This is a genomic window from Escherichia sp. 10290, assembly GCF_030295155.1.
In the GTDB taxonomy this organism is placed as follows: Bacteria; Pseudomonadota; Gammaproteobacteria; order Enterobacterales; family Enterobacteriaceae; genus Escherichia; species Escherichia coli_F.
Map to the genome: position 1 here is coordinate 2,454,035 of NZ_AP025741.1, position 21,898 is coordinate 2,475,932.

At 48.8% G+C, this 21,898-nt stretch carries 25 protein-coding genes and 3 tRNA genes; 8 read left to right on the forward strand and 20 right to left on the reverse strand.

Annotation, left to right across the window (positions count from 1 at the left end; genetic code table 11):
• Positions 1–3: 3 nt before the first annotated feature.
• From cheA to flhD, 5 genes are all read right to left on the reverse strand, one after another.
• Positions 4–1,968: a chemotaxis protein CheA gene (gene cheA, locus QUE74_RS12430; protein ID WP_072157041.1), complete on the reverse strand. Its 1,965-nt coding sequence runs from the start codon at positions 1,966–1,968 to the stop codon at positions 4–6.
• A gap of 4 nt (positions 1,969–1,972) precedes the next feature.
• Complete coding sequence (gene motB, locus QUE74_RS12435) at positions 1,973–2,899, reverse strand: flagellar motor protein MotB (RefSeq protein ID WP_000795647.1); 927 nt, start codon at positions 2,897–2,899, stop codon at positions 1,973–1,975.
• On the reverse strand, positions 2,896–3,783 hold the full coding sequence (motA, locus tag QUE74_RS12440) for a flagellar motor stator protein MotA (RefSeq protein WP_000906336.1): 888 nt from the start codon (positions 3,781–3,783) through the stop codon (positions 2,896–2,898). Before motA ends, motB begins: the two co-directional genes overlap by 4 nt.
• A 125-nt stretch (positions 3,784–3,908) precedes the next feature.
• Positions 3,909–4,487 (reverse strand): flagellar transcriptional regulator FlhC, encoded by a 579-nt coding sequence (gene flhC, locus QUE74_RS12445; RefSeq protein WP_001291606.1) that lies wholly within the window; start codon positions 4,485–4,487, stop codon positions 3,909–3,911.
• A 2-nt stretch (positions 4,488–4,489) separates the two neighbouring features.
• Positions 4,490–4,840, reverse strand: a complete 351-nt coding sequence (gene flhD / locus QUE74_RS12450; RefSeq protein WP_001295647.1) for a flagellar transcriptional regulator FlhD — start codon at positions 4,838–4,840, stop codon at positions 4,490–4,492.
• A gap of 781 nt (positions 4,841–5,621) precedes the next feature.
• On the opposite strand from flhD, the gene uspC reads away from it, so the two are divergent.
• Entirely contained in the window at positions 5,622–6,050 is a 429-nt protein-coding gene (gene uspC, locus QUE74_RS12455; protein WP_000122440.1) for a universal stress protein UspC, read from the forward strand.
• 6 nt (positions 6,051–6,056) lie between these two features.
• On the opposite strand, the gene otsA is transcribed toward uspC, so the two are convergent.
• From otsA to araF, 5 genes are all read right to left on the reverse strand, one after another.
• Positions 6,057–7,481, reverse strand: a complete 1,425-nt coding sequence (gene otsA / locus QUE74_RS12460; RefSeq protein ID WP_001354736.1) for an alpha,alpha-trehalose-phosphate synthase — start codon at positions 7,479–7,481, stop codon at positions 6,057–6,059.
• Entirely contained in the window at positions 7,456–8,256 is an 801-nt protein-coding gene (gene otsB / locus QUE74_RS12465; protein ID WP_001309561.1) for a trehalose-phosphatase, read from the reverse strand. The genes otsA and otsB overlap by 26 nt, the downstream gene beginning before the upstream one ends.
• Positions 8,257–8,422: 166 nt before the next feature.
• Positions 8,423–9,409, reverse strand: a complete 987-nt coding sequence (araH, locus tag QUE74_RS12470) for an arabinose ABC transporter permease AraH (protein WP_001306740.1) — start codon at positions 9,407–9,409, stop codon at positions 8,423–8,425.
• 14 nt (positions 9,410–9,423) lie between these two features.
• Complete coding sequence (gene araG / locus QUE74_RS12475; protein WP_001187824.1) at positions 9,424–10,938, reverse strand: arabinose ABC transporter ATP-binding protein AraG; 1,515 nt, start codon at positions 10,936–10,938, stop codon at positions 9,424–9,426.
• A gap of 69 nt (positions 10,939–11,007) precedes the next feature.
• Complete coding sequence (gene araF, locus QUE74_RS12480; protein WP_000548677.1) at positions 11,008–11,997, reverse strand: arabinose ABC transporter substrate-binding protein AraF; 990 nt, start codon at positions 11,995–11,997, stop codon at positions 11,008–11,010.
• Positions 11,998–12,793: 796 nt separating this feature from the next.
• Between araF and QUE74_RS12485 the strand changes: the two genes are divergently transcribed.
• Complete coding sequence (locus QUE74_RS12485) at positions 12,794–13,297, forward strand: non-heme ferritin-like protein (protein WP_000179469.1); 504 nt, start codon at positions 12,794–12,796, stop codon at positions 13,295–13,297.
• 77 nt (positions 13,298–13,374) lie between these two features.
• Here QUE74_RS12485 and yecJ read toward each other — a convergent pair whose 3' ends face one another.
• The gene (gene yecJ, locus QUE74_RS12490; RefSeq protein WP_000082119.1) at positions 13,375–13,626 is read right to left on the reverse strand and encodes a DUF2766 family protein YecJ; all 252 of its coding nucleotides are present in this window, start codon (positions 13,624–13,626) and stop codon (positions 13,375–13,377) included.
• Positions 13,627–13,740: 114 nt separating this feature from the next.
• Positions 13,741–13,827, reverse strand: coding sequence for a stress response protein AzuC (azuC, locus tag QUE74_RS12495; RefSeq protein WP_010723106.1), 87 nt, complete (start codon positions 13,825–13,827; stop codon positions 13,741–13,743).
• 262 nt (positions 13,828–14,089) lie between these two features.
• Here azuC and QUE74_RS12500 point away from each other — a divergent pair, with 262 nt between their 5' ends.
• Together QUE74_RS12500 and ftnA are read left to right on the forward strand one after the other, a co-directional pair.
• Entirely contained in the window at positions 14,090–14,413 is a 324-nt protein-coding gene (locus QUE74_RS12500) for a YecR-like family lipoprotein (protein WP_001237857.1), read from the forward strand.
• Between the two features lie 171 nt (positions 14,414–14,584).
• On the forward strand, positions 14,585–15,082 hold the full coding sequence (ftnA, locus tag QUE74_RS12505) for a non-heme ferritin (protein WP_000917208.1): 498 nt from the start codon (positions 14,585–14,587) through the stop codon (positions 15,080–15,082).
• Between the two features lie 37 nt (positions 15,083–15,119).
• On the opposite strand, the gene QUE74_RS12510 is transcribed toward ftnA, so the two are convergent.
• The gene (locus QUE74_RS12510; protein WP_000377216.1) at positions 15,120–15,359 is read right to left on the reverse strand and encodes a YecH family metal-binding protein; all 240 of its coding nucleotides are present in this window, start codon (positions 15,357–15,359) and stop codon (positions 15,120–15,122) included.
• Between the two features lie 189 nt (positions 15,360–15,548).
• Between QUE74_RS12510 and tyrP the strand changes: the two genes are divergently transcribed.
• A complete protein-coding gene (gene tyrP, locus QUE74_RS12515; protein WP_000797564.1) occupies positions 15,549–16,760 on the forward strand; it encodes a tyrosine transporter TyrP in 1,212 nt (403 codons plus the stop codon).
• Between the two features lie 49 nt (positions 16,761–16,809).
• Here the strand turns inward: tyrP and yecA are convergent, their stop codons facing one another.
• From yecA to uvrY, 7 genes are all read right to left on the reverse strand, one after another.
• A complete protein-coding gene (gene yecA / locus QUE74_RS12520) occupies positions 16,810–17,475 on the reverse strand; it encodes a UPF0149 family protein YecA (RefSeq protein ID WP_000847882.1) in 666 nt (221 codons plus the stop codon).
• A gap of 195 nt (positions 17,476–17,670) precedes the next feature.
• Positions 17,671–17,757: transfer RNA gene (locus tag QUE74_RS12525), tRNA-Leu, on the reverse strand.
• A 12-nt stretch (positions 17,758–17,769) separates the two neighbouring features.
• Positions 17,770–17,843: transfer RNA gene (locus tag QUE74_RS12530), tRNA-Cys, on the reverse strand.
• A gap of 53 nt (positions 17,844–17,896) precedes the next feature.
• Positions 17,897–17,972: transfer RNA gene (locus tag QUE74_RS12535), tRNA-Gly, on the reverse strand.
• 151 nt (positions 17,973–18,123) lie between these two features.
• On the reverse strand, positions 18,124–18,672 hold the full coding sequence (pgsA, locus tag QUE74_RS12540) for a CDP-diacylglycerol--glycerol-3-phosphate 3-phosphatidyltransferase (protein ID WP_001160187.1): 549 nt from the start codon (positions 18,670–18,672) through the stop codon (positions 18,124–18,126).
• A gap of 56 nt (positions 18,673–18,728) precedes the next feature.
• Positions 18,729–20,561, reverse strand: a complete 1,833-nt coding sequence (gene uvrC, locus QUE74_RS12545) for an excinuclease ABC subunit UvrC (protein ID WP_001283417.1) — start codon at positions 20,559–20,561, stop codon at positions 18,729–18,731.
• Positions 20,558–21,214, reverse strand: a complete 657-nt coding sequence (uvrY, locus tag QUE74_RS12550) for a UvrY/SirA/GacA family response regulator transcription factor (protein WP_000611328.1) — start codon at positions 21,212–21,214, stop codon at positions 20,558–20,560. Before uvrY ends, uvrC begins: the two co-directional genes overlap by 4 nt.
• Positions 21,215–21,355: 141 nt before the next feature.
• Between uvrY and QUE74_RS29465 the strand changes: the two genes are divergently transcribed.
• The 3 genes from QUE74_RS29465 to yecF are packed head-to-tail and all read left to right on the forward strand — an operon-like array spanning position 21,356 to position 21,897.
• Complete coding sequence (locus QUE74_RS29465) at positions 21,356–21,472, forward strand: hypothetical protein (protein ID WP_001302039.1); 117 nt, start codon at positions 21,356–21,358, stop codon at positions 21,470–21,472.
• Between the two features lie 37 nt (positions 21,473–21,509).
• Complete coding sequence (gene yecU / locus QUE74_RS12555) at positions 21,510–21,686, forward strand: protein YecU (protein ID WP_001302050.1); 177 nt, start codon at positions 21,510–21,512, stop codon at positions 21,684–21,686.
• Entirely contained in the window at positions 21,673–21,897 is a 225-nt protein-coding gene (gene yecF / locus QUE74_RS12560; protein ID WP_000106474.1) for a DUF2594 family protein YecF, read from the forward strand. Before yecU ends, yecF begins: the two co-directional genes overlap by 14 nt.
• The last annotated feature ends 1 nt before the right edge of the window (position 21,898 follow it).

Here is a 21,898-nt window from a genome sequence, read left to right on the forward strand (position 1 = left end):
CATTCAGGCGGCGGTGTTCGCCATACGTTGTTCGCGGTTTATCGCCTGCAAGGCGGAGACATCAACAATCAGTGCCACACTGCCGTCGCCAAGAATGGTCGCAGCAGAAATGCCGGGGACTTTGCGATAGTTACTTTCAAGGTTTTTAACCACAACCTGGTGTTGACCAATTAATTGATCCACCAGCAAGGCGTAGCGGCGACCGCCACTTTGTAAGATCACCACAATTCCCTGGGTAGCTTCGGTTTTCGCGCCCGCGACGTTGAACACTTTCCACAGTTCGACGATGGGCAGATATTCACCCCGCACTTCCAGCACCCGCTCGCCGCCTGCCAGTGGATGCAGATCGGCTTCACGGGGTTGCAGTGATTCCATGACAGCATTCAGCGGCAGAATGAAAACTTCATCCGCAACGCGTACGGACATGCCGTCGAGGATTGCCAGCGTCAGCGGCAGTAAAATGCGGATGGTAGTACCTGTGCCCTGCTTCGACTGGATTTCGACATGACCGCCCATCTCCTGGATATTACGTTTAACGACGTCCATGCCGACGCCGCGCCCGGAGACGTCGGTGACCTGCTCCGCCGTGGAGAAGCCAGGTGCAAATATCAGCATCGCGACTTCGTCGTCGCTCATGTTTTCGCTGACAGTCAAACCTTGCGAGGCCGCTTTTGCCAGAATTCGCTCACGGTTTAGCCCCGCCCCATCGTCGGTCACTTCAATGCAAATGTTGCCGCCCTGATGTTCGGCAGACAGAATTAAATTTCCGACGCTGTTTTTACCTGTGGCGAGCCGTTTTTCTGGCAGTTCAATACCGTGATCGAGGCTATTGCGTACCAGGTGGGTCAGCGGGTCGATAATGCGTTCTATCAGGCTCTTGTCGAGTTCAGTGGAACTGCCCACCAGCGTCAGTTCTACCTGCTTGCCGAGTTTTCCCGCCAGATCACGCACCAGCCGGGGATAGCGACTAAAGACATATTCCATCGGCATCATACGAATCGACATCACTGATTCCTGCAAATCACGGGCGTTACGTTGTAACTGCCCCATGCTGGTAATCAAATCACCATGATTAACCGGGTCCAGTTCGCTGGAACGCTGGGCAAGCATGGACTGGGTGATGACCAGCTCGCCGACGAGGTTAATCAATTGATCAACCTTTTCTACCGCCACACGAATGCTGGTGGATTCACTGCTGCGCGTCGTTTTTTCCCGCTCCACGCGACCGGTTGGCGCTTGTTCGGCTGCCAGTTTAAGCACTGGTGGGGGGGATATTTTTGGCGAGACTTCTACTGTTTCAAAGGTAATCTGATCGGCTTCAATCACAAAACAAAGTACCGCTGTGATGTCATCTTCGGCGATGTCGCCCGGTAATATTGCCGAGAGAGAATCCGCCCCTTTCACCACGTCAGTTAACGTTGTCAGATGCCCCAGCTCTTCTTCCAGCAGGTCGACTTCCCCGGCCTTCAGGCGCGAGAGGATAATTCGACGCGGTGACTGACAGCGACTCTGCTCATCTTGCGGTTCACTTTTGGCAACCACACTTAATCGGGTCACTGCGGATGGCGTTTCGCCTTTCGCTTCTAATGCCAGTTGACGCAAGGCCTGGCAGATATAATCGAAGCTGGCGGCATCCGGCTCTTGCGACTGTTTATAAGCGTCGAGCTGTTCTTGCATGATGTCCTTCGTTTCCAAAAACAGATTGATAATGTCGGTGTTGAGTTGCATCTCACCTCGTCTGGCTTCGTCGAGCAGGTTTTCCATCAGATGCGTGGTTTCCTGCAAAACGCTGAAGCCAAAGGTTCCTGCCCCTCCTTTGATCGAGTGGGCAGCCCGAAAGATGGCATTCAATTGTTCGGCATCCGGCGCTTCCGGCTGCAAAACCAGCAGATGCTGCTCCATGTCAGCCAACAGTTCGTCCGCTTCATCAAAAAATGTCTGATAAAAATCGCTTATATCCATGCTCACGCTGTCACCTCGGTTCGGCTGATGGCATTGTGGGAACACTGACCTGTGGTGCAACCTCAGGTTTTTCCAGGGCGCTTACTGGCTCATTTTGGCTTTCGGCGTTTTCATGCAAAATGGCCTGTTCGGCTTGTTTGTTCAGTACCAGCAGGCTGATGCGACGGTTGACAGCATCATCAGGACCGCGATCGCTTAAGCGCATCGTTGCCGCCATGCCGACGACACGTAACACTTTGCCGCCATCCAATCCGCCAACCATCAGTTCGCGGCGGGATGCATTGGCTCGATCGGCAGAAAGCTCCCAGTTGCTATATCCTTTCTCACCACTGGCGTAAGGGAAATCATCGGTATGACCCGAAAGGCTAATACGGTTGGGAATACCATTCAGAACGGGCGCGATGGCGCGCAGAATGTCGCGCATATAGGGTTCGACGTCGGCACTGCCGGTTCTGAACATCGGGCGATTCTGGCTATCGATGATCTGAATACGTAGACCTTCCTGGACCAGATCGATTTTGAGATGTGGACGTAACGCCCGCAGTTTCGGATCGGATTCAATCAACTGGTCGAGATCGCCACGCAATTTCCGCAATCGACTTTGCTCCATGCGTTTTTTCAGCTCTTCGATGTTCGGCTGCTTATTCACTTCCCCCTGGCTTTGGGTGTAATCATCACCCCCACCGGGAATTGGGCTTTCACTATTAGAAATGCGATCGCCGCCCGTAACCGCAGTCGCCAGTGGAGTCCGGAAGTACTCCGCAATCTGAATCAGCTCTTTTGGGCTGGAGATGGAGATTAGCCACATCACCAGAAAAAAGGCCATCATCGCGGTCATAAAGTCGGCATAAGCAATCTTCCACGATCCATGTGCTGTCCCGTGGCTTTTGGCTTTGCGTCGTTTGACGACAATAATCGGATGCGCTTGATTCTTCATGCTTCCTCGGTTGTCGTCTGTTGTTGCGGATTTTTCACCGCACGCACATGCTCTTCCAGTTCAATAAACGACGGACGTTCGCTGGAATAGAGCGTTTTGCGACCAAACTCAACGGCGATAGGCGGTGCGTAACCGTTCAGATTAGAAAGCAGTGTGACTTTGACGCATTGCATCATTTTGCTGGTTTCGGCGCTTTTCTGACGTAAAACACTCGCTAATGGGGAAATAAATCCGTAAGCCAATAAAATACCGAGGAAAGTCCCCACCATCGCATGTGCGATAAGCGCCCCCAGCTCGGCGGCAGGACGATCGGCTGAACCTAACGCGTGAACGACCCCCATCACAGCCGCGACAATACCAAACGCCGGAAGTGAGTCCCCGACCAATGCCAGACTGTTCGCCGGGACTTCTGCTTCGCTTTCGTGCGTCTCAATCTCTTCATCCATCAGGGCTTCAATTTCGAAGGTATTCATGTGACCGCTGATAATCAGGCGCAGATAATCGACGATAAAATCAAGCATGACGCTATCCGCAAGGATGCGTGGGTAGCTGGCGAAGATCTCGCTCTCACGGGGATTTTCAATATCGCGTTCCAGCGAAAACATCCCCATCTGCCGCGATTTCGCCATCAACCGATAAAGCAGAGCCAGCAGATCCATATACATTGCTTTGGTATATTTGGAGCGACGAAATAGTAACGGCAGCGCCTTCAGCGTGCCTTTAATCGCTTTGCCATTATTGCCGACGATAAACGACCCAATCCCTGCACCGGCAATAATCACCAGTTCAGCGGGTTGATAGAGTGCTCCAAGGCTTCCACCGGTCATCAGATAACCGCCGAAAACTGTACCGAGAACAACCAGGTAACCTAATAAGATAAGCACGACATCATCCTTCCACTGTTGACCATGACAGGATGTTCAGTCGTCAGACGTTAACGCGCGATTGAGGCAAAAAAAGCAGCGGTACGTCGTTACCGCTGCTGGAATGTTTCGCCACACCGTATCAGTTAAACAGCCTGTACTCTCTGTTCATCCAGCAGTTGTGGGATAATATCGGCAGGATTCTGGGAAAGTTTACGTCTTTTTACTGCCCGGGATGGCGGCTGACATAAGCTGCAGGCAAAGCTGCCAACAGGCTGGTGAGCGTGGGTAATAAAATTGCCGCTGCAGCAGTTGCAGCTGGAAAGTTGCAGTAATCCACTTTCAACAAACCGTACCAATGTCCAGGCACGGGTTAATGCCAGTAGCGGTCCTTCTTCTGCTTGCGGGCACTGTTCAAGGTATAAACGGTAGGCTTTGATTACCGCATCGACGCCATTACACAAGCCGGTTTTCAGTAAAAACTGCCATGCGTTACAGAACATCGAAGCATGAACGTTTTGTTCCCAGGTCATAAACCAGTCGGTTGAGAATGGCAGCATGCCTTTCGGCGGTGGGCTTCCGCGCAGTTCTTTATAGAGTTTTATCAGGCGTCCGCGACTTAACTGTGTTTCGCTTTCCAGCATCTGCAAACGAGCGCCCAGTGTGATCAATTCCATTGCCAGCTGAATATCCCGCGCTTCCTGAACAATGCTTTTTTCACTCATGATCACGCCCTTTTCTTGCGCAGCGCTTCTTCAGGCTGATTAACATCATTCAGCAAGCGTGTTGAGAGCATGATGCCGGTATGAATTTGCTGGAGATCGTCAACGCGGGAATCTTGCGTCAACTGAGTAATCGTCTGGTGGCTGTCAAAACGAAAGTGACAAACCAGTTGATTGGTTTCTGCCAGCTTAACCATTTGCGGAAGAGTCAGTGCCGCTAACGTTGTCGCCATTTCTTCATTTATGCCGAGACGAAACATTGCGGACGCTTTGTCCTGAACAATCAGACGCTGTGCAAGTAGTAAATATGACAAGTTGATGTCATAAATGTGTTTCAGCAACTCGGAGGTATGCATTATTCCCACCCAGAATAACCAACTTTATTTTTATGCGGTATCACCGCACCCCGTGATGTCGCCGGGAAGCCCCGGTAAAAAGTAATTAGCATTAGAATAGTTGCGATAAGCTGCAATAAAACAGCCCCACCTTATTGGGTTTAATAGGTCCTTACAAATAGAGGGGGTACTTTACACTTATCTAAGATTTTTCCTAAATCGACGCAACTGTACTCGTCACTACACGCACATACAACGGAGGGGTACTGCGATTTTCAATAATGTGTGATGCAGATCACATAAAATACTCAATTACTTAACATAAATGTATAAGTCATACTTTTGTTTTGGGTGTATTTCAATCTGTTAAAAAGTTTTTCACACCGATGGTAAGCAAAAGTGAAACCGTAATAATCGAAATGAGATGTTTCGCACAGTTAAAATAACTCACCGTAAATAATCATCTGCTATAAATAATTGGTCAAATGCAAAATCAGTTAATCTATTTACAAACAGGCACTTACAACACAATAAACTGATTTAAGGCAAAGACAGGCAACAACCCACTTAATGTTAACAAAATGTTTTATATATATTACCCATTTGTTTAATAAGGGGAATTAGTACATTTTTTCCTTATAATAACAATTGAAATTATATGATTGCTGGGCGTCATTGATTAATTGTATTTACTAATAATCACACTAATATTTACCTGTTTGACTGAGTTGGGATTGCGTCGATTCTCCATTAGGAGTAAAGCTTTAATGTCACCTGAAGTTCACAGAATAAGGAACAGGTTATGAGCTATAGCAATATTCTTGTCGCCGTTGCGGTTACACCGGAAAGTCAGCAACTGCTAGCAAAAGCGGTATCTATCACCAGGCCAGTAAAGGGACACATCAGTTTAATTACTCTCGCTTCCGACCCGGAAATGTACAATCAATTAGCCGCGCCGATGCTTGAAGATTTACGCAGCGTGATGCAGGAAGAAACGCAAAGCTTTCTTGATAAGTTAATTCAGGATGCGGGGTATCCCGTTGACGAGACGTTTATTGCCTACGGTGAGTTAAGCGAACATATTCTGGAGGTTTGTCGCAAACATCATTTCGATTTGGTGATTTGCGGTAATCACAATCACAGTTTCTTTTCGCGAGCATCCTGCTCGGCGAAAAGAGTGATTGCCTCAAGTGAGGTCGATGTGCTGTTAGTTCCACTTACGGGAGATTAACCGCACTTACGCAAGCTTAGGAAAGGTAGCAACTTTATCGCGCTGCTGGCTTTCCGCGCTTCGCGGAACTATCTGCTTTAGGTCGCTAATGAAGCACTCCTGCCAGTGGTTAATATCGTTTTTCACGATAACGTCCAGCATTTCTGCATGACGGGAAATACGTTCCGCCAGCGACATAGTCAATGCACGATCCAGCGCAGCTGCAACTTCGTCACGATCGTAGGGATTAACAATTAACGCCGACGTTAACTCGTTTGCCGCTCCCGCAAATTGCGAAAGAACAAGTACGCCCGGGTTGGCCGGATCCTGAGCGGCAACATACTCTTTTGCCACCAGGTTCATCCCGTCACGCAGTGGCGTCACTAAGCCCACGTCAGAGTAGCGGAATATTTTCATCAGTAATTTACGGTCAAAATGCTGATTCAAATAATAAAGCGGCGTCCAGCCTAATTGCCCATATTTACCATTAATTCGTCCGGCTTCATTTTCGAGCTGATGACGAATATCCTGATAGGCTTGCACATCACCACGCGACGTTGGCGCGATCTGGGTATAACGAATTTTACCGTGATGTTGCGGATATTTTTCCAGTAACGCTTCATAGGCGAGAAAACGCTCCGGCAGACCTTTGGAATAATCCAGTCGTTCAACAGAAAAGATGTTCTGTACGTTTTTCAGTTCCGCTTTGAGTTGCGCCAGTTTTGGCGGCAGTGGTCCGGCAGCCTGTTTCGCTATTTCTTTCGGTTCAATGCCGATCGGGTAAACTTCTGTTCGAAACGCTTTGCCGCAGGCCGTATGGCTTTTTGCGCTACGCGTCGTGACACGGGTCAGGTTAGAAAGGCAATCCAGGAACGCCAGACGATCGTTTTCTGTCTGGAAACCCAGCAAATCATAATCACAAAGCTGTTCAAGCAAGGTGTCATATGTCGGCAGCGCGTTGAAGATTTCCGGCGTCGGGAATGGAATATGCAAAAAGAAACCAATGCGATTATTCACCCCTCTTTTGCGTAATTCATGCGCAAAGGGCAACAGGTGATAATCGTGGATCCAGATAATGTCATCGTCTTGCAGGAGCGGCAATAATTTATCTGCCAGCATTGCATTTACGCGTAGGTAGCCATCCCAGGCAGGACGCTGAAATTGCACCAGATCGAGCCGATAATGAAAAGCAGGCCAGAGAACGGCATTGGAGAATTGGTTGTAGTATTCGTCAAGATCCTGTTCGCTGAGGTTAAAAGAGGCCCACGTAATGTTACCCTTTTTCACCTTTTTTAGTGGCTGATCCTCATTTCCTGTTTCGCCACTCCAGCCAAACCACAGTCCACCTGCGGCTTTCAGTGCCCCCAGTATGCCAACGGCAAGGCCACCGGCACTGGCGGCGTGCTCATCTGGTGGTGCAATCCGGTTAGATACTACGACTAAACGACTCATAGTCATCACTCCTGTTATTTTCTCTTTTTTGTTGTAATGCGGTGGTTATCATTTCAAGCCAGCTCCAGACATCCGGCACGCCCGCCAGTCGCCATGATGCCTGAGTTGCGCCTGTGCCAATTTTTACTGACATTCCGCCCAGCCGGTTAACGACAGCGAAGCCAGATTCATCGGTTAAATCATCGCCCAGAAATACCGGCGTTCGCCCGATAAAGGGAGCTTCCTGCATAAAGGCAGCAATCGCCTCACCTTTACTGGTGCCTCGCGGCTTGATCTCGACAACACACTTTCCCTGCTGTAACGCCATTTGTGGCCAGATCTGAGTAATACGTTGCGCTAATGTCATTAATGCGTCTTCATGCTGCGGAGCCTGACGATAATGCAGCGCAAAGGCCATCCCTTTCGTCTCCAGCTCAGCACCGGGAAACTGGGCGATAGCCGTATGCAGTTGCACGCTAATATCACGCGCAATCGCATCCGGCAGATGAACGATATGCGTTTTACCATTGATGTCACGGCGCTCCGCCCCATGCACGCCCGCTAACGGGAAGCGATAAGGTTTTGCCAGTGCATCAAGCTCCACCATTGAGCGCCCTGATATCAATGCCAATGCACCATCACTTGCGGTTGCCAGTAGCTGAAGTCCTTGCAGAATATTGTCAGGCACGACGACCTGATCGGGATGCGGTTTGATTTCCGCCAGCGTTCCATCGAGATCAAAAAACCAGGCATATTTCGCGGATAGTTCAGGGGTTTCGGTTAACGGTTCTGTCACCCGGTTCTCCTCCTTCTCTTTTCTTATTGTGTTGCGCAGAACGCGCTTTACAGACATGTAAGTATAGACAGTGTGACGGGGGTCGCCATTTGTAACGAAGAACAGCCAACCGTTGTGGCGGCTGGCTGTGGTGGGAAAAAGTGCTAAATTATTGTGGAAAAAAGCATCAGACAGTACGTTTCGCTTTTTGCTTGTAACGGTCGAAGATCACCGCTGCCAGCAGGATTAAGCCGCGAACCACGTACTGGGCGAAAGGAGAAATATTAAGCAGGTTCATGGCGTTTTCCACGGTGCCTAAAATTAAGATACCCGCCACCACATATGAGATTTTTCCGATGCCACCTTTCAGAGAAACGCCACCTAAAACGCAGGCGGAGATAACAATCAGCTCATAGCCAATCGACGTCATTGGCTGCCCACTGGTCATACGTGAAGCCAGAATAATTCCGGCTATCGCTGATACCAGTCCAGAGAGAACAAAGATAATAATTTTGGTGCGAACAACCGGTACACCCGCCAGACGCGCAGCCTCTTCGTTCCCGCCAATCGCCAGGGTGTTACGCCCAAAGGTGGTTTTATTCAACAGCAAACCAAAGACAATCAGACACGCGACGGTAAGCCAGATTGGCGCAGGCAGACCGAACCAGTTGGCGTAACCAAGGGCAAAGAAGCTTTCATCTTCGATACCGACCGCTTTACCGTCTGAAATGATGTACGCCAGACCTCGAACAATCTGCATCGTTGCCAGTGTCGTGATCAGGGCATTTATTTTCAGTTTGGCGATAACAAAGCCATTGACCAGACCACAGAGAACGCCCAGCAACAAACCCGCTGCCACGCCAATCCACAGGCTTTCAGTCAGGTTGATAACCACCGCCGTGGTGACACCCGCACAGGCAATTACGGAGGCGACAGAAAGGTCAAAGTCACCGGAAGCAAGGCAGAACAACATGCCACACGCCACCATCCCCGACATAGAAATTGCCAGGCCCAACCCTTTCATATTAATGAAGGTGGCAAAATTTGGGACAAAAATGGCACAGGCGATAAAAAGCACCGCAAACACCACCAGCATGCCGTACTGATCCCAGATACGCCCAAAGCTGAAAGACGACTTAGGTGCGCCAGAACCCGATGTAGAAACAGAAGACATCATACTCTCCTTACTCAGGCAACTGCCTGGCTGACTTTAGGCATTGCAAGGCTTAATGCCTGACGCTCATCTGCCTGCTCGTGTAACAATTCACCGGCGATTTCGCCTTCGCGCATCACCACAATCCGGTCGGCAACGCCGAGGACTTCAGGTAAGTCGCTGGAGGCAAACAGCACCGCCACGCCCTGCGCTGCCAGCGCATAAATCACGTTGTAAATTTCATGCTTAGCACCAACATCAATGCCGCGCGTAGGTTCATCCAGCAAAATGACCTTCATCTCTTCCGATAACCAGCGGCCCAGAATGGCTTTTTGCTGATTTCCGCCTGAAAGATTCATGATCAGTTGCTCTGCGCCCGGCGTTTTGATGTTGAGCGAACGAATGTGGTGATCGGCATTGTTTTCTTCCCAACCGTTGTTGATTACACAACCGCCGAGCACATGTTTGCGTCTGGCACTGATGTTGATATTGTCGCGAACGGAGTGCACAGGAATAATGCCTTCCGCTTTGCGATCTTCCGGGCAGAGCATCATGCCTGCGGCAATAGCGTGGCTCGGTTTACGAATATCAATCGGCCGTTGGTCGATATAAACCTGACCGGCGGTGATTTGCGTACCGCCAAACATGCCTTTCATTAATTCGCTACGCCCTGCCCCGACCAGACCAAACAGACCGACAATTTCTCCACTGCGAACCGCCAGACTTATTGGCGTACGCACGCCTGGTGCTTTCACAGCATCAAGACGCAGCCGCTCCTCGCCATAACTACGCGGTTGCCAACCGTAGATATCTCCGATGTCGCGCCCGACCATCGCCTGCACCAGGGCGTCGTGGTCAACCTGCTGCATATCAGTAAAGGTTTTGACATAACGCCCATCTTTAAAGACGGTGATGGCATCGCTGAGGGCAAATATTTCTTCCATACGGTGAGAAACGTATAAGATCACCCGCCCCTCTTTTCGCAGTTCACGAATAACGCGGAAAAGATTGTCGATTTCACGGGCAGAGAGGGAGCTGGTTGGCTCATCAAAGGCGATAATTTTGGCGTTACGCGCCAGCGCTTTGGCAATTTCAACCATCTGCCACTGACCAATGGAGAGATATTTCAGCGGCGTGTCCGGGTCAATATCCATACCAAGATGCTTAAGTTGTAAACCCGCCTCATAATTCAGCAATGAGCGATTCACAATGCCGCCTTTATGAGGAAGCTGGCCGAGATAGATGTTTTCCGCGACGGTCATTTCCGGCACGAGATGCAGTTCCTGATAAATAATCGCCACACCCGCGTTAAGTGCTGCGGTTGTGTCGGAAAAGGACATTTCCTGCCCATTAATCACTACAGAACCCGTGGTTGGCGCATAGTTGCCGCTGAGGATTTTTAAGAGAGTTGATTTTCCTGCGCCATTTTCACCCATCAACGCATGAACCTGACCGGCATAGCAGTCAAAACTAATATCCGTCAGCGCCTTAACGCCGGGAAACGTTTTACCGATGCCGCGAAATGAGAGATACGGGGTAGACTGTTGCATAACGTCTCCGTGAATCACTGGTCGTTCACACCCCCTCTGCATCATGCAGAGGGGAATTTTTTCGGCAGATTACTTACCGCCTAAACCTTTTTTCTCCAGTTCTTCTTTAAAGTTGTCACGCGTGATCAGCACCACGTCGGTAACTTCGGTGAATTTGGTCGGTTCGACACCTTTTGCGACCCAGTTGTAAAGCATTTCGCTGGACTTATAACCATGTACATCCGGGCTTGGCAGCAGTGATCCGTAGAAGCCGGTTGCCTGTGCCTTAGACAGTTCGCTCACCGCATCCACACCGTTAATACCGATACCGATAATATCGGCCGCTTTAAAGCCCTGACCTTCCGTCGCGCGTACGCCGCCCAGCACGGTGCTGTCGTTCATACCGACGATCAGCCAATGTTTAACTTCCGGATGTTGAACCAGCATTGAGTTGGCAGCGTCAAATGCCCCCGGGATGTCGTTAGATTTGGTAGGTACCTGATAAATTTGTTTTTCCGGGAATCCTGCAGCTTTCAGCGCATCCATAGAACCCGTAGTACGGCGACGAGCCGTATCCAGTTCGTTGGCGGTAATCGCCATCACCGCGCTTTCTTTGACATCCCAGCCACGTTTCTGCATCTCTTTATACAGTTCCTGGCCCTGACGTTCGCCAATTTTGGTCGCTGCCATCATCACCAGCGGAACGGTATCCATTGGCTTGCCTTTGGCGTTAACAAACTGGTCATCCACGGCAATGACTTTCATATCGTAGCCACGCGCTTTCGCCACGATGGCAGAGCCGAGTTTCGGGTCCGGAGTACAAATAACGAAACCTTTCGCGCCACTGGCAGCCAGGCTGTCGATCGCGTTCAATGTTTTTTCGCCATCCGGCACGGCAATCTTAATAACTTCAAACCCTAAATCCTTCCCGGCTTTATCGGCAAACTTCCATTCGGTCTGGAACCACGGCTCTTCCGGTTGCTTCACCAGGAAACCGAGCTTCAGGTTCTCCGCCATAGCGGATTGTGACATAACGGCTGCCAGACCAATGGCTGCCAGGGCTTTAGTAAATTTGTGCATGGTTCTCTCCAGCTTTAGTGTCGTTTTGTGTAGGGCAAAAACGAATAACTCTCGTTAATTTAATCGGAAAACAAAGCATTACCTTTTAACTAAAAGATAAGTAACTGTGTTGACATAGTTTTAGCGAGAAATTAATTCTCCATAGGAGAGCAATATCACATCGCAGAATTACAGTGAGAACGTGCATAAATTTAGCGGGAAAAGACATAGAGAAAGGCTTATTTGTCAGACAAATCATCGAGTACACAGCAGATTAATCCATAAGATTAGCCTGGAAATCCTTGTTGTGTTTTGTACTCATACGGAACGTCTTCTTTTTAACCAGTCAATTGGCCACATTACCTGGCGTTGAGCTTTTGAAATGGTGTAATAACCGCAATTCAAAGATGTGGAAAATGAGCGTCATTCATTTCGCCATTAATTATCACCGTGCTCATTAATTAACAGAACACGTATACTGAGAGCCTTATCGCAAAAATGAAAAAACGTTTTAAAAAATCATTGCTTCATCATGAATTCAAATCCCCCTATTAATATCAACAAGATACAAAAAGCATCATCATTAAAATTCATTGCAGTTACATTGATTTCATCAATGAAATGTAAAAATATATAAACTTGATGATTTAAGCATTTTCTTATACCCGTTCAGACGTTATTCTTATTTCAGATCATCGTCAGAATTGACTCCACGATCACATTTCGGACCGGCAGAAAGGAATTATTCTGCAAACAGTAATTATGGTGTTTTGATTTATCTTGCACCTCTCCACTTCTGGATATAAGGATATTAGGTATGGCAACCGCTGGAATGCTTCTCAAACTCAACTCTCAAATGAACCGCGAGTTTTACGCATCCAATCTCTACCTTCACCTGAGTAACTGGTGTTCTGAACAGAGTCTGAACGGCACCGCCACTTTCCTTCGCGCCCAGGCACAGAGTAACGTGACCCAAATGATGCGCATGTTTAACTTTATGAAGAGTGTCGGCGCTACTCCCATCGTTAAAGCCATTGATGTTCCCGGTGAAAAACTGAACTCACTGGAAGAACTTTTCCAAAAAACGATGGAAGAATACGAGCAACGTTCAAGCACGCTGGCACAGTTAGCCGATGAAGCTAAAGAACTGAATGATGATTCAACCGTCAATTTCCTGCGCGATCTGGAAAAAGAGCAGCAGCATGATGGCCTGTTGCTGCAAACCATTCTTGATGAAGTGCGCAGTGCGAAACTTGCTGGTATGTGCCCTGTGCAGACCGACCAACATGTTCTGAATGTCGTGTCGCATCAGCTGCATTGATCATCATCGGCGCTAATGCATTGCGCCGATGAAGTTTTTGAGAAACCGCTGCCTCATCTTTTTGAAGCAGCGGTTTTTTAATGGGATTCGCCTTGTGGGGTAAACTTGAGGTCAATCAGCGCGATAGCTTTTTGGATTGCCCGCATGGTGACCGGGTCTGCGGCGGCGGGATGGTGAGTAAAGTCGATATTCTTCAGCTGGCTGGACATTTTTTCGCGAACTTCAACGGGTGCGATCACATCGAGAACATCCAGAATTTGTTTGATAACCAACTGGCAAGCAACCACGTCAGAAACCAGTTCCTGATCGGCATTCAGCGGCTGGGACATCGTAAACTCCTGATAGCATTTTGAAAGCCGTTATAGTAGCGGCTTCACTTCTTCAGCGATAGTCACAACCACCGTCATCAGGACACAAAAAAACCTGCCGGAGCAGGTTTTTTGTTATCGGAACATATTCCCTGGCGGTACGTCTTTGAACGTCTTGCAATAGTTATTGAACATACTTTTCAGGATCTTGCGCAGTTTCATCGCGGCACTCCGACTATTTGTTATGCAGGTGTTATTGTCTTTGCACTTATAATATGACAATCATCACAAAAATCAATCTTTATGTGATGCAAATCACATAAATACCCCTTTAATGTTATAAAAATGATAATCAAAAAGCAGCCCCCCCATTTCTGACACATACAGATGGCGAGAAATAGCGCCTGCCAGGCGTCTTTTCCGGCCATTGTCGCAGCGCTGTAACGCGTAAAATACTGCTTTCTTTTACTCTTCTGGCTGGACCATGAGACTTCTGATTCTGACTCTTTCATTAATAACGCTGGCGGGGTGCACAGTTACTCGCCAGGCTCATGTGGGCGAAGTTGACGCGGCAACAGGTATTGTTCGGTTGGTTTATGATCAGGCTTTTTTGCAGCATGCCCGTACCGATCGTTATATCAGTCGCGGGATCGCCGATCGCGCATGCCAGCAGGAAGGCTATACCCACGCTATCCCCTTTGGTCAGCCAGTAGGCAACTGTAGCCTCTTTGCGGGTTCCTTATGTTTGAATACGGAATTCACTTTGTCATATCAGTGCCATCATTCCGCCTTCCCTGTCTTTCTCTAAATGTTTTAATCAGCGAGGGGGATCTTCGCTGATTAAATAAATATCAGTAATGCGTTTTATTCCCATTCGTATTTTTAATAAATGAAGTTTATATTTTACCTTTTGCAAATAATAAAATAACAAATTATAGTGACGCCACAGCAACAAATATAACCTTTGTGGAGCACTATCATGCTGAAACCAGAAATGATTGAAAAACTTAATGAGCAGATGAACCTGGAACTGTACTCTTCACTGCTTTATCAGCAAATGAGCGCCTGGTGCAGCTATCATACCTTCGAAGGTGCTGCCGCGTTCCTGCGCCGTCACGCCCAGGAAGAGATGACGCATATGCAGCGTCTGTTTGATTATCTGACTGATACCGGCAACTTACCGCGTATTAATACCGTTGAATCTCCGTTTGCTGAATATTCTTCACTTGATGAATTATTCCAGGAAACCTATAAACACGAACAATTAATCACGCAGAAAATTAACGAACTGGCTCATGCTGCAATGACCAATCAGGACTACCCAACATTTAATTTCCTGCAATGGTATGTTTCTGAGCAGCATGAAGAAGAGAAGCTGTTCAAATCGATTATTGATAAATTAAGCCTGGCAGGCAAAAGCGGCGAAGGTTTGTATTTTATCGACAAAGAACTCTCCACCCTCGACACACAAAACTAATGTTCTCCGGCGGCAGGTTTACTGCCGCCGTTTCAAATCAGTGACGGCAAATCTTACTCTGATCGGTTGAAAAACCGTCTTCCGAAGGTATAAATTTGCCTTTTGCTGCCAGAAACGCTACCAGCTCTCCCGCTGTCATCCCTTCTGCCGAGCAGGTGTGAAAATGTGCCTGTTCACCAAAACGCGCTTTAATCGCTGCTTCCAGACTGGCATGCGTATATTGCTCGCCTGATTCAATCATCATATTTAACACTTCATGACCGTGAATAGAGTCCATCGTTCCTCCTCAAAAAAGGCTAGCGTAGCGATTGCCGCTTACCAAGACTTTGCGCCAGCGCAGGACTGAACGCATTTTATTGTACATTTATATTTACACCATATGTAACGCCGGTTTGACGAATCCGCCGTTATGCCTTAACCTGCGCCGCAGATATCACTCATAAAGATCGTCAGGACAGAAGAAAGCGTGAAAAACAGAACTCTGGGAAGTGTTTTTATCGTGGCGGGAACCACAATTGGCGCAGGCATGCTGGCAATGCCGCTGGCTGCGGCAGGTGTTGGTTTTAGCGTCACGTTAATCTTGTTGATTGGGCTTTGGGCGTTGATGTGCTACACGGCGCTATTACTACTGGAGGTGTACCAGCATGTCCCGGCAGATACCGGTCTGGGCACGCTGGCAAAACGCTATCTGGGACGCTACGGTCAGTGGCTGACGGGCTTCAGTATGATGTTCTTAATGTATGCTCTGACTGCGGCATACATCAGTGGTGCTGGTGAATTGTTGGCTTCCAGCATCAGCGACTGGACAGGTATTTCAATGTCGGCAACCGCTGGCGTGCTGTTGTTCACTTTTGTTGCCGGTGGCGTGGTTTGTGTCGGAACTTCGCTGGTCGATTTATTTAACCGTTTTCTGTTCAGCGCCAAAATTATTTTTCTGGTGGTGATGCTGGTACTGCTACTTCCGCATATTCATAAGGTGAATCTTTTAACCCTGCCGTTGCAACAGGGGCTGGCACTGTCTGCAATCCCAGTGATTTTTACGTCGTTTGGTTTTCACGGTAGCGTGCCGAGCATTGTCAGTTATATGGATGGCAATATTCGTAAGCTACGCTGGGTGTTTATAACCGGTAGTGCGATCCCCCTGGTGGCATATATTTTCTGGCAGCTGGCGACGCTTGGCAGCATTGATTCAACAACCTTTATGGGATTGCTGGCTAATCATGCCGGATTAAACGGGCTGTTACAGGCGTTACGCGAAATGGTGGCCTCTCCGCATGTTGAGCTGGCGGTGCATTTATTTGCTGATTTAGCCCTCGCCACGTCATTCCTCGGCGTTGCGTTAGGTTTATTTGATTATCTGGCAGATTTGTTTCAGCGTTCAAATACCGTTGGTGGACGATTGCAAACTGGTGCAATTACCTTTCTGCCGCCGTTAGCGTTTGCACTGTTTTATCCACGAGGATTTGTAATGGCGCTGGGTTACGCCGGTGTGGCGCTGGCGGTACTGGCATTGATTATCCCTTCGCTGTTGACCTGGCAAAGCAGAAAGCACAATCCTCAGGCGGGTTACCGGGTGAAAGGTGGTCGTCCAGCGCTGGTGGTGGTGTTTCTCTGTGGTATTGCTGTGATTGGCGTGCAATTTTTGATTGCGGCAGGCTTGTTACCAGAAGTGGGATGATTAGATCTTATTGGGTGCCAGAATTAACGCTGACACCCAATTTGACCTCTTAATGCAGGCAGCACTGCTTAAATTTCTTACCACTGCCGCACGGACAAGGATCGTTACGACCCGGTTTCTCTTCTGCTTTGATCGGTTGCTGAACAGCTTTTTCCTGCGGATGCGCCATCCAGTATGCATGTAAATCAAGCGCCGCCAGTCGAATGGCATCTACGCTCTCTTCAAACGCTTCTGGCGACATCTTCTCTACCCGCTCGAAGTTTTCCTCAGTACCGTGCAGCGCAATCGCCTCCAGCGCCGGTTTTAACGAATCGGGCAACGTTGACCAGTCAGAAAGTGCCACGCCCCGCATATAGCCAAAGCACCACTCCTCAACAATCGTCAGCTCGCTGCCATCGACTTCTCGCAAGCCGAATAACGGCTCAAACTGCTCCGGGAATTCGTTCAGACGCTCTGCGGTATCGGCCATATGCTGAAAAGCCAGGTTCATAAAGCGCGTCATCTCTTTCTCTGACGCCCAGCGTGGCACATAGTCAGCCCCACCCCATACGGCAACCAGCCACTGTGCCGGTTCAATCTCTTGCGGAGAACTCAACACCGCCGTCAATAAACCGTCCAGCTCCGCCACATCAAGAATGGCGTGGTCAGTGTTGTATTTGGTCAGAATATCGTCCAGCCATTCCAACTCACTTTCGTTTAACGGTCCCGTTTTCATACGCTTTTCCTTGTGGATCTCAACTCGCCAACACCTATCTTACATGTCGGTCCGTATCAGAGATACTTTTTGAGTGGCTTTGCCGGTGATTAAAAATTAAGGAGGGTGTAACGACAAGTTGCAGGTACAAAAAAACCACCCGAAGGTGGTTTCACGACACTGCTTATTGCTTTGATTTTATTCTTATCTTTCCCATGGTACCCGGAGCGGGACTTGAACCCGCACAGCGCGAACGCCGAGGGATTTTAAATCCCTTGTGTCTACCGATTCCACCATCCGGGCTCGGGAAGAAAGTGGAGGCGCGTTCCGGAGTCGAACCGGACTAGACGGATTTGCAATCCGCTACATAACCGCTTTGTTAACGCGCCAAATTCTTCAGGCCTTTCAGCCGGACATCCGCTGAAGCCGATGTCTTTTAAACTGGAGCGGGAAACGAGACTCGAACTCGCGACCCCGACCTTGGCAAGGTCGTGCTCTACCAACTGAGCTATTCCCGCATTCATCAAGCAATCAGTTAATCACTTGATTTTATTATCGTCTGGCAATCAGTGCCGCCGTTCGATGCGTTGCATTCTACTTACCTGGCGCGATGAGTCAACGATATTTTTCACCACTTTTGATCGTTTGCTGAAAATTGCGCCGAAACGATCACTGATCAAGCAAATCTGCACGCGCAGCGCTCAAATATTGCAACATTGACCACAGAGTCAGTACCGCAGCCACAAAGAAAAGTGCAATACCGGCGTACTCAACCCAAATGTTCGGACGCCACAGCAGCCAGGCCAGCGCTACCATCTGGGCAGTGGTTTTCACTTTCCCAATCCAGGAGACAGCCACGCTACTGCGTTTACCCAACTCTGCCATCCATTCGCGTAGCGCAGAAATAATAATTTCACGGGCGATCATCGTTGCCGCCGGTAATGTCACCCACCAGCTGTGATAATGCTCGGTTACCAGCACCATGGCGATAGCCACGAGAACTTTATCTGCTACAGGGTCAAGGAAAGCACCAAACCGGGTACTCTGGTTCCAGCGGCGTGCCAGAAAACCATCGAACCAGTCAGTCACCGCCGCGACGCAGAAAATGAGCGCGGCGGCAAACGGCGACCAGGTGACAGGCAGATAAAAGACCAATACAAAGAATGGGATAAGGATGACACGGAACAGTGTAAGCAACGTAGGGATATTAAATTGCATAATGACGGGTAACTATCTGTTGTCAGTAAGATTACCCCTATGTTGCTACAGAGACATCAATGTTTCAACGACCAGAAGATCTTTTCTGCCAGACCTTGCGAAATACCCGGCACTTTTGCAATTTCCTCGACGCTGGCGTTACGTAAACCTTGCAAACCGCCCATATATTTCAACAACATTTGCCGACGTTTTGGCCCGACGCCTTCAATGGCTTCCAGGGAACTGGTATTTTTGACCTTCGCCCGTTTTTTGCGGTGCCCGCCAATCGCGTGATCGTGTGATTCGTCGCGAATATGTTGGATAACATGCAGCGCGGGAGAATCTGGCGGCAAACTGAATCCCTCACCTTCCGGCTCAAAGAACAGCGTTTCCAACCCAGCCTTCCTATCTGCTCCTTTGGCAACGCCAAGTAGCAGCGGATGATTTTTATCCCATGAGACATCCAGTTCGGCGAAGACATTTTTCGCCTGTGCAAGCTGGCCTTTGCCGCCGTCGATAAGGATCACATCCGGGATCTTACTGTCGTCGATGGCTTTACCATAACGCCGACGCAGCACCTGATTCATCGCCGCATAATCATCGCCCGGCGTAATGCCAGTAATGTTATAGCGCCGATACTCCGCACGCAGCGGGCCGTTAGCATCAAATACCACACAGGAGGCGACGGTTTGTTCACCCATGGTATGGCTGATGTCAAAGCACTCCATCCGCTTCACTTCCGGCAATTTCAACACGCTGGCAAGCGCGGTCAGTCGCTGGTGAACGGTAGATTGCTGCGAAAGTTTGCTGGTTAAGGCCGTCGCCGCATTGGTGCGCGCGAGTTTCAGATAACGCGCCCGATCGCCGCGAGGTTTGGTTTGAACATTAATCTTGCGTCCCGCCAGTTCTGAAAGGGAATCGGCGAGCAGCGTTTTATCGCTAAGATTAAAATCGAGCAGGATCTCACCCGGTAAGGTGCGCATCTGGCTGCCTTGTAAATAGAACTGACCTACGAAGGTTTCCACCACCTCGCTCAGTTCCGTACCGCCCGGCACTTTCGGGAAATAGCTGCGGCTGCCGAGCACTTTACCCTGACGAATGAACAATACGTGGACACAAGCCATGCCCGCATCGAACGCCACACCAATAACGTCAAGGTCGTCGCCGGTATTGGACACAAACTGTTTTTCGGTGACGCGTCGCACCGCCTGAATTTGGTCGCGAATACGTGCCGCTTCTTCAAACTCCAGATTCTGGCTGGCAGTTTCCATACGGCTAATGAGTTGCGTAAGCACCTGATCATCTTTGCCAGACAAAAACAGGCGCACATACTCGACCTGCTGAGCGTATTCTTCTTCACTCACCAGTCCTTCAACGCACGGTCCCAGACAGCGCCCTATCTGATATTGCAGACACGGACGCGAGCGATTGCGATAAACACTATTTTCGCACTGGCGAATGGGGAATATCTTTTGCAGTAACGCCAGTGTTTCACGTACGGCATAGCCATTCGGGAACGGGCCGAAATATTCACCTTTGGCATGCTTCGCACCACGATGCATCGCCAGACGCGGGTGGGTATCGCCACTCAGGAAGATAAAAGGATAAGATTTATCATCGCGTAGCAAAACGTTATAACGCGGCTGATAGAGTTTGATGTAGTTGTGTTCCAGCAACAGCGCTTCGGTTTCTGTATGAGTAACCGTTACATCAATTTGCTGGATCTGGGCGACCAGCGCTTCGGTTTTGCGCGAAGCGAGGTTGCTACGGAAATAGCTGGAAAGCCGTTTTTTCAGGTCTTTCGCTTTGCCGACATAGATAACCGTACCACCAGCATCGTACATGCGATAAACGCCTGGCTGGCTGGTTACGGTTTTTAAAAACGCTTTTGCGTCAAACTGATCACTCACTGACTTGATAATGTCTCCGCATTACACAGACCATGGCGAATTGCCAGGTGAGTCAGCTCAACATCGCCATGAATGTTTAGTTTACTGAACATACGATAGCGGTAGCTGTTCACCGTTTTCGGACTGAGATTGAGCTGTTCTGAGATCTCATTGACCTTCTGGCCCTTGGTGATCATCAGCATAATCTGCAATTCACGTTCAGACAAACTGGCAAATGGGCTTTCTGTTTTTTCTGGTTCGATCTGGCTTAACGCCATTTGTTGAGCGATGTCAGAAGCAATGTAACGCTGTCCAGAATAAACAGAACGAATCGCACTCACGACTTCCTGCGGAGCCGCGCCTTTGCTGAGGTAGCCAGCAGCACCGGCCTGCATGACTTTCGCTGGTAAAGGGTTTTCTGTATGGACCGTAAGCATGATGATTTTTACATCAGCTGTGGAACGCGCGATTTTACGCGTCGCCTCAAGACCGCCAATGCCCGGCATACTCATGTCCATTAGCACCACGTCAACGGCATTTGCCCGGCACCACTTAACGGCGTCTTCACCGCACGATGCCTCACCAACGACTTTTATACCCTTTATATCTTCCAGAATGCGTCGTATCCCTGCGCGCACCAGTTCGTGGTCATCAACAAGTAGAACGTTGATCAAAGGAATATCTCCAGAAATAGGGATAACGCTACTGATAGTTAGTCATTCGTATATTAGCGGTTTTTATTGCAACTTTGAAACGTTAAAAATGGTGGGTATTCGATTTTTCTCTCGTTTTTGTCAATTCGATTGTCCACAGTTATGGTCACGCCCGTCACCAACGGCTTACCGGATCGTTTCACAGTAAGCCCTGCGACGAAATGTGACAAAAATTACCTTTATTCAGCAAAAATGAAAATCAGCCCGCTGAATATGTAACATTAATTAACCCGAACAATACGGGCAAAAAACATTCATGATAAAAATATTTATTGGTCATTATATTAACGCATTTAATAGCACCGTTGACGGCACGCTCAAAAAACAACCACTGCTATTTTTAGCAAAGCTTATGGTATACTCCGCCGCCTTAACATTTTTCACCGCAAATTTTCATTGCAACATGACGAGGAAAATAAATGAGTACGCCTGATTTTTCTACTGCCGAGAATAATCAAGAACTGGCAAATGAAGTCTCCTGCCTGAAAGCGATGCTGACGCTGATGCTGCAGGCGATGGGACAAGCTGACGCGGGCCGCGTGATGTTAAAGATGGAAAAACAGCTTGCGCTGATCGAAGACGAAACCCAGGCTGCTGTATTTTCCAAAACGGTTAAGCAAATTAAACAAGCCTACCGTCAGTAAT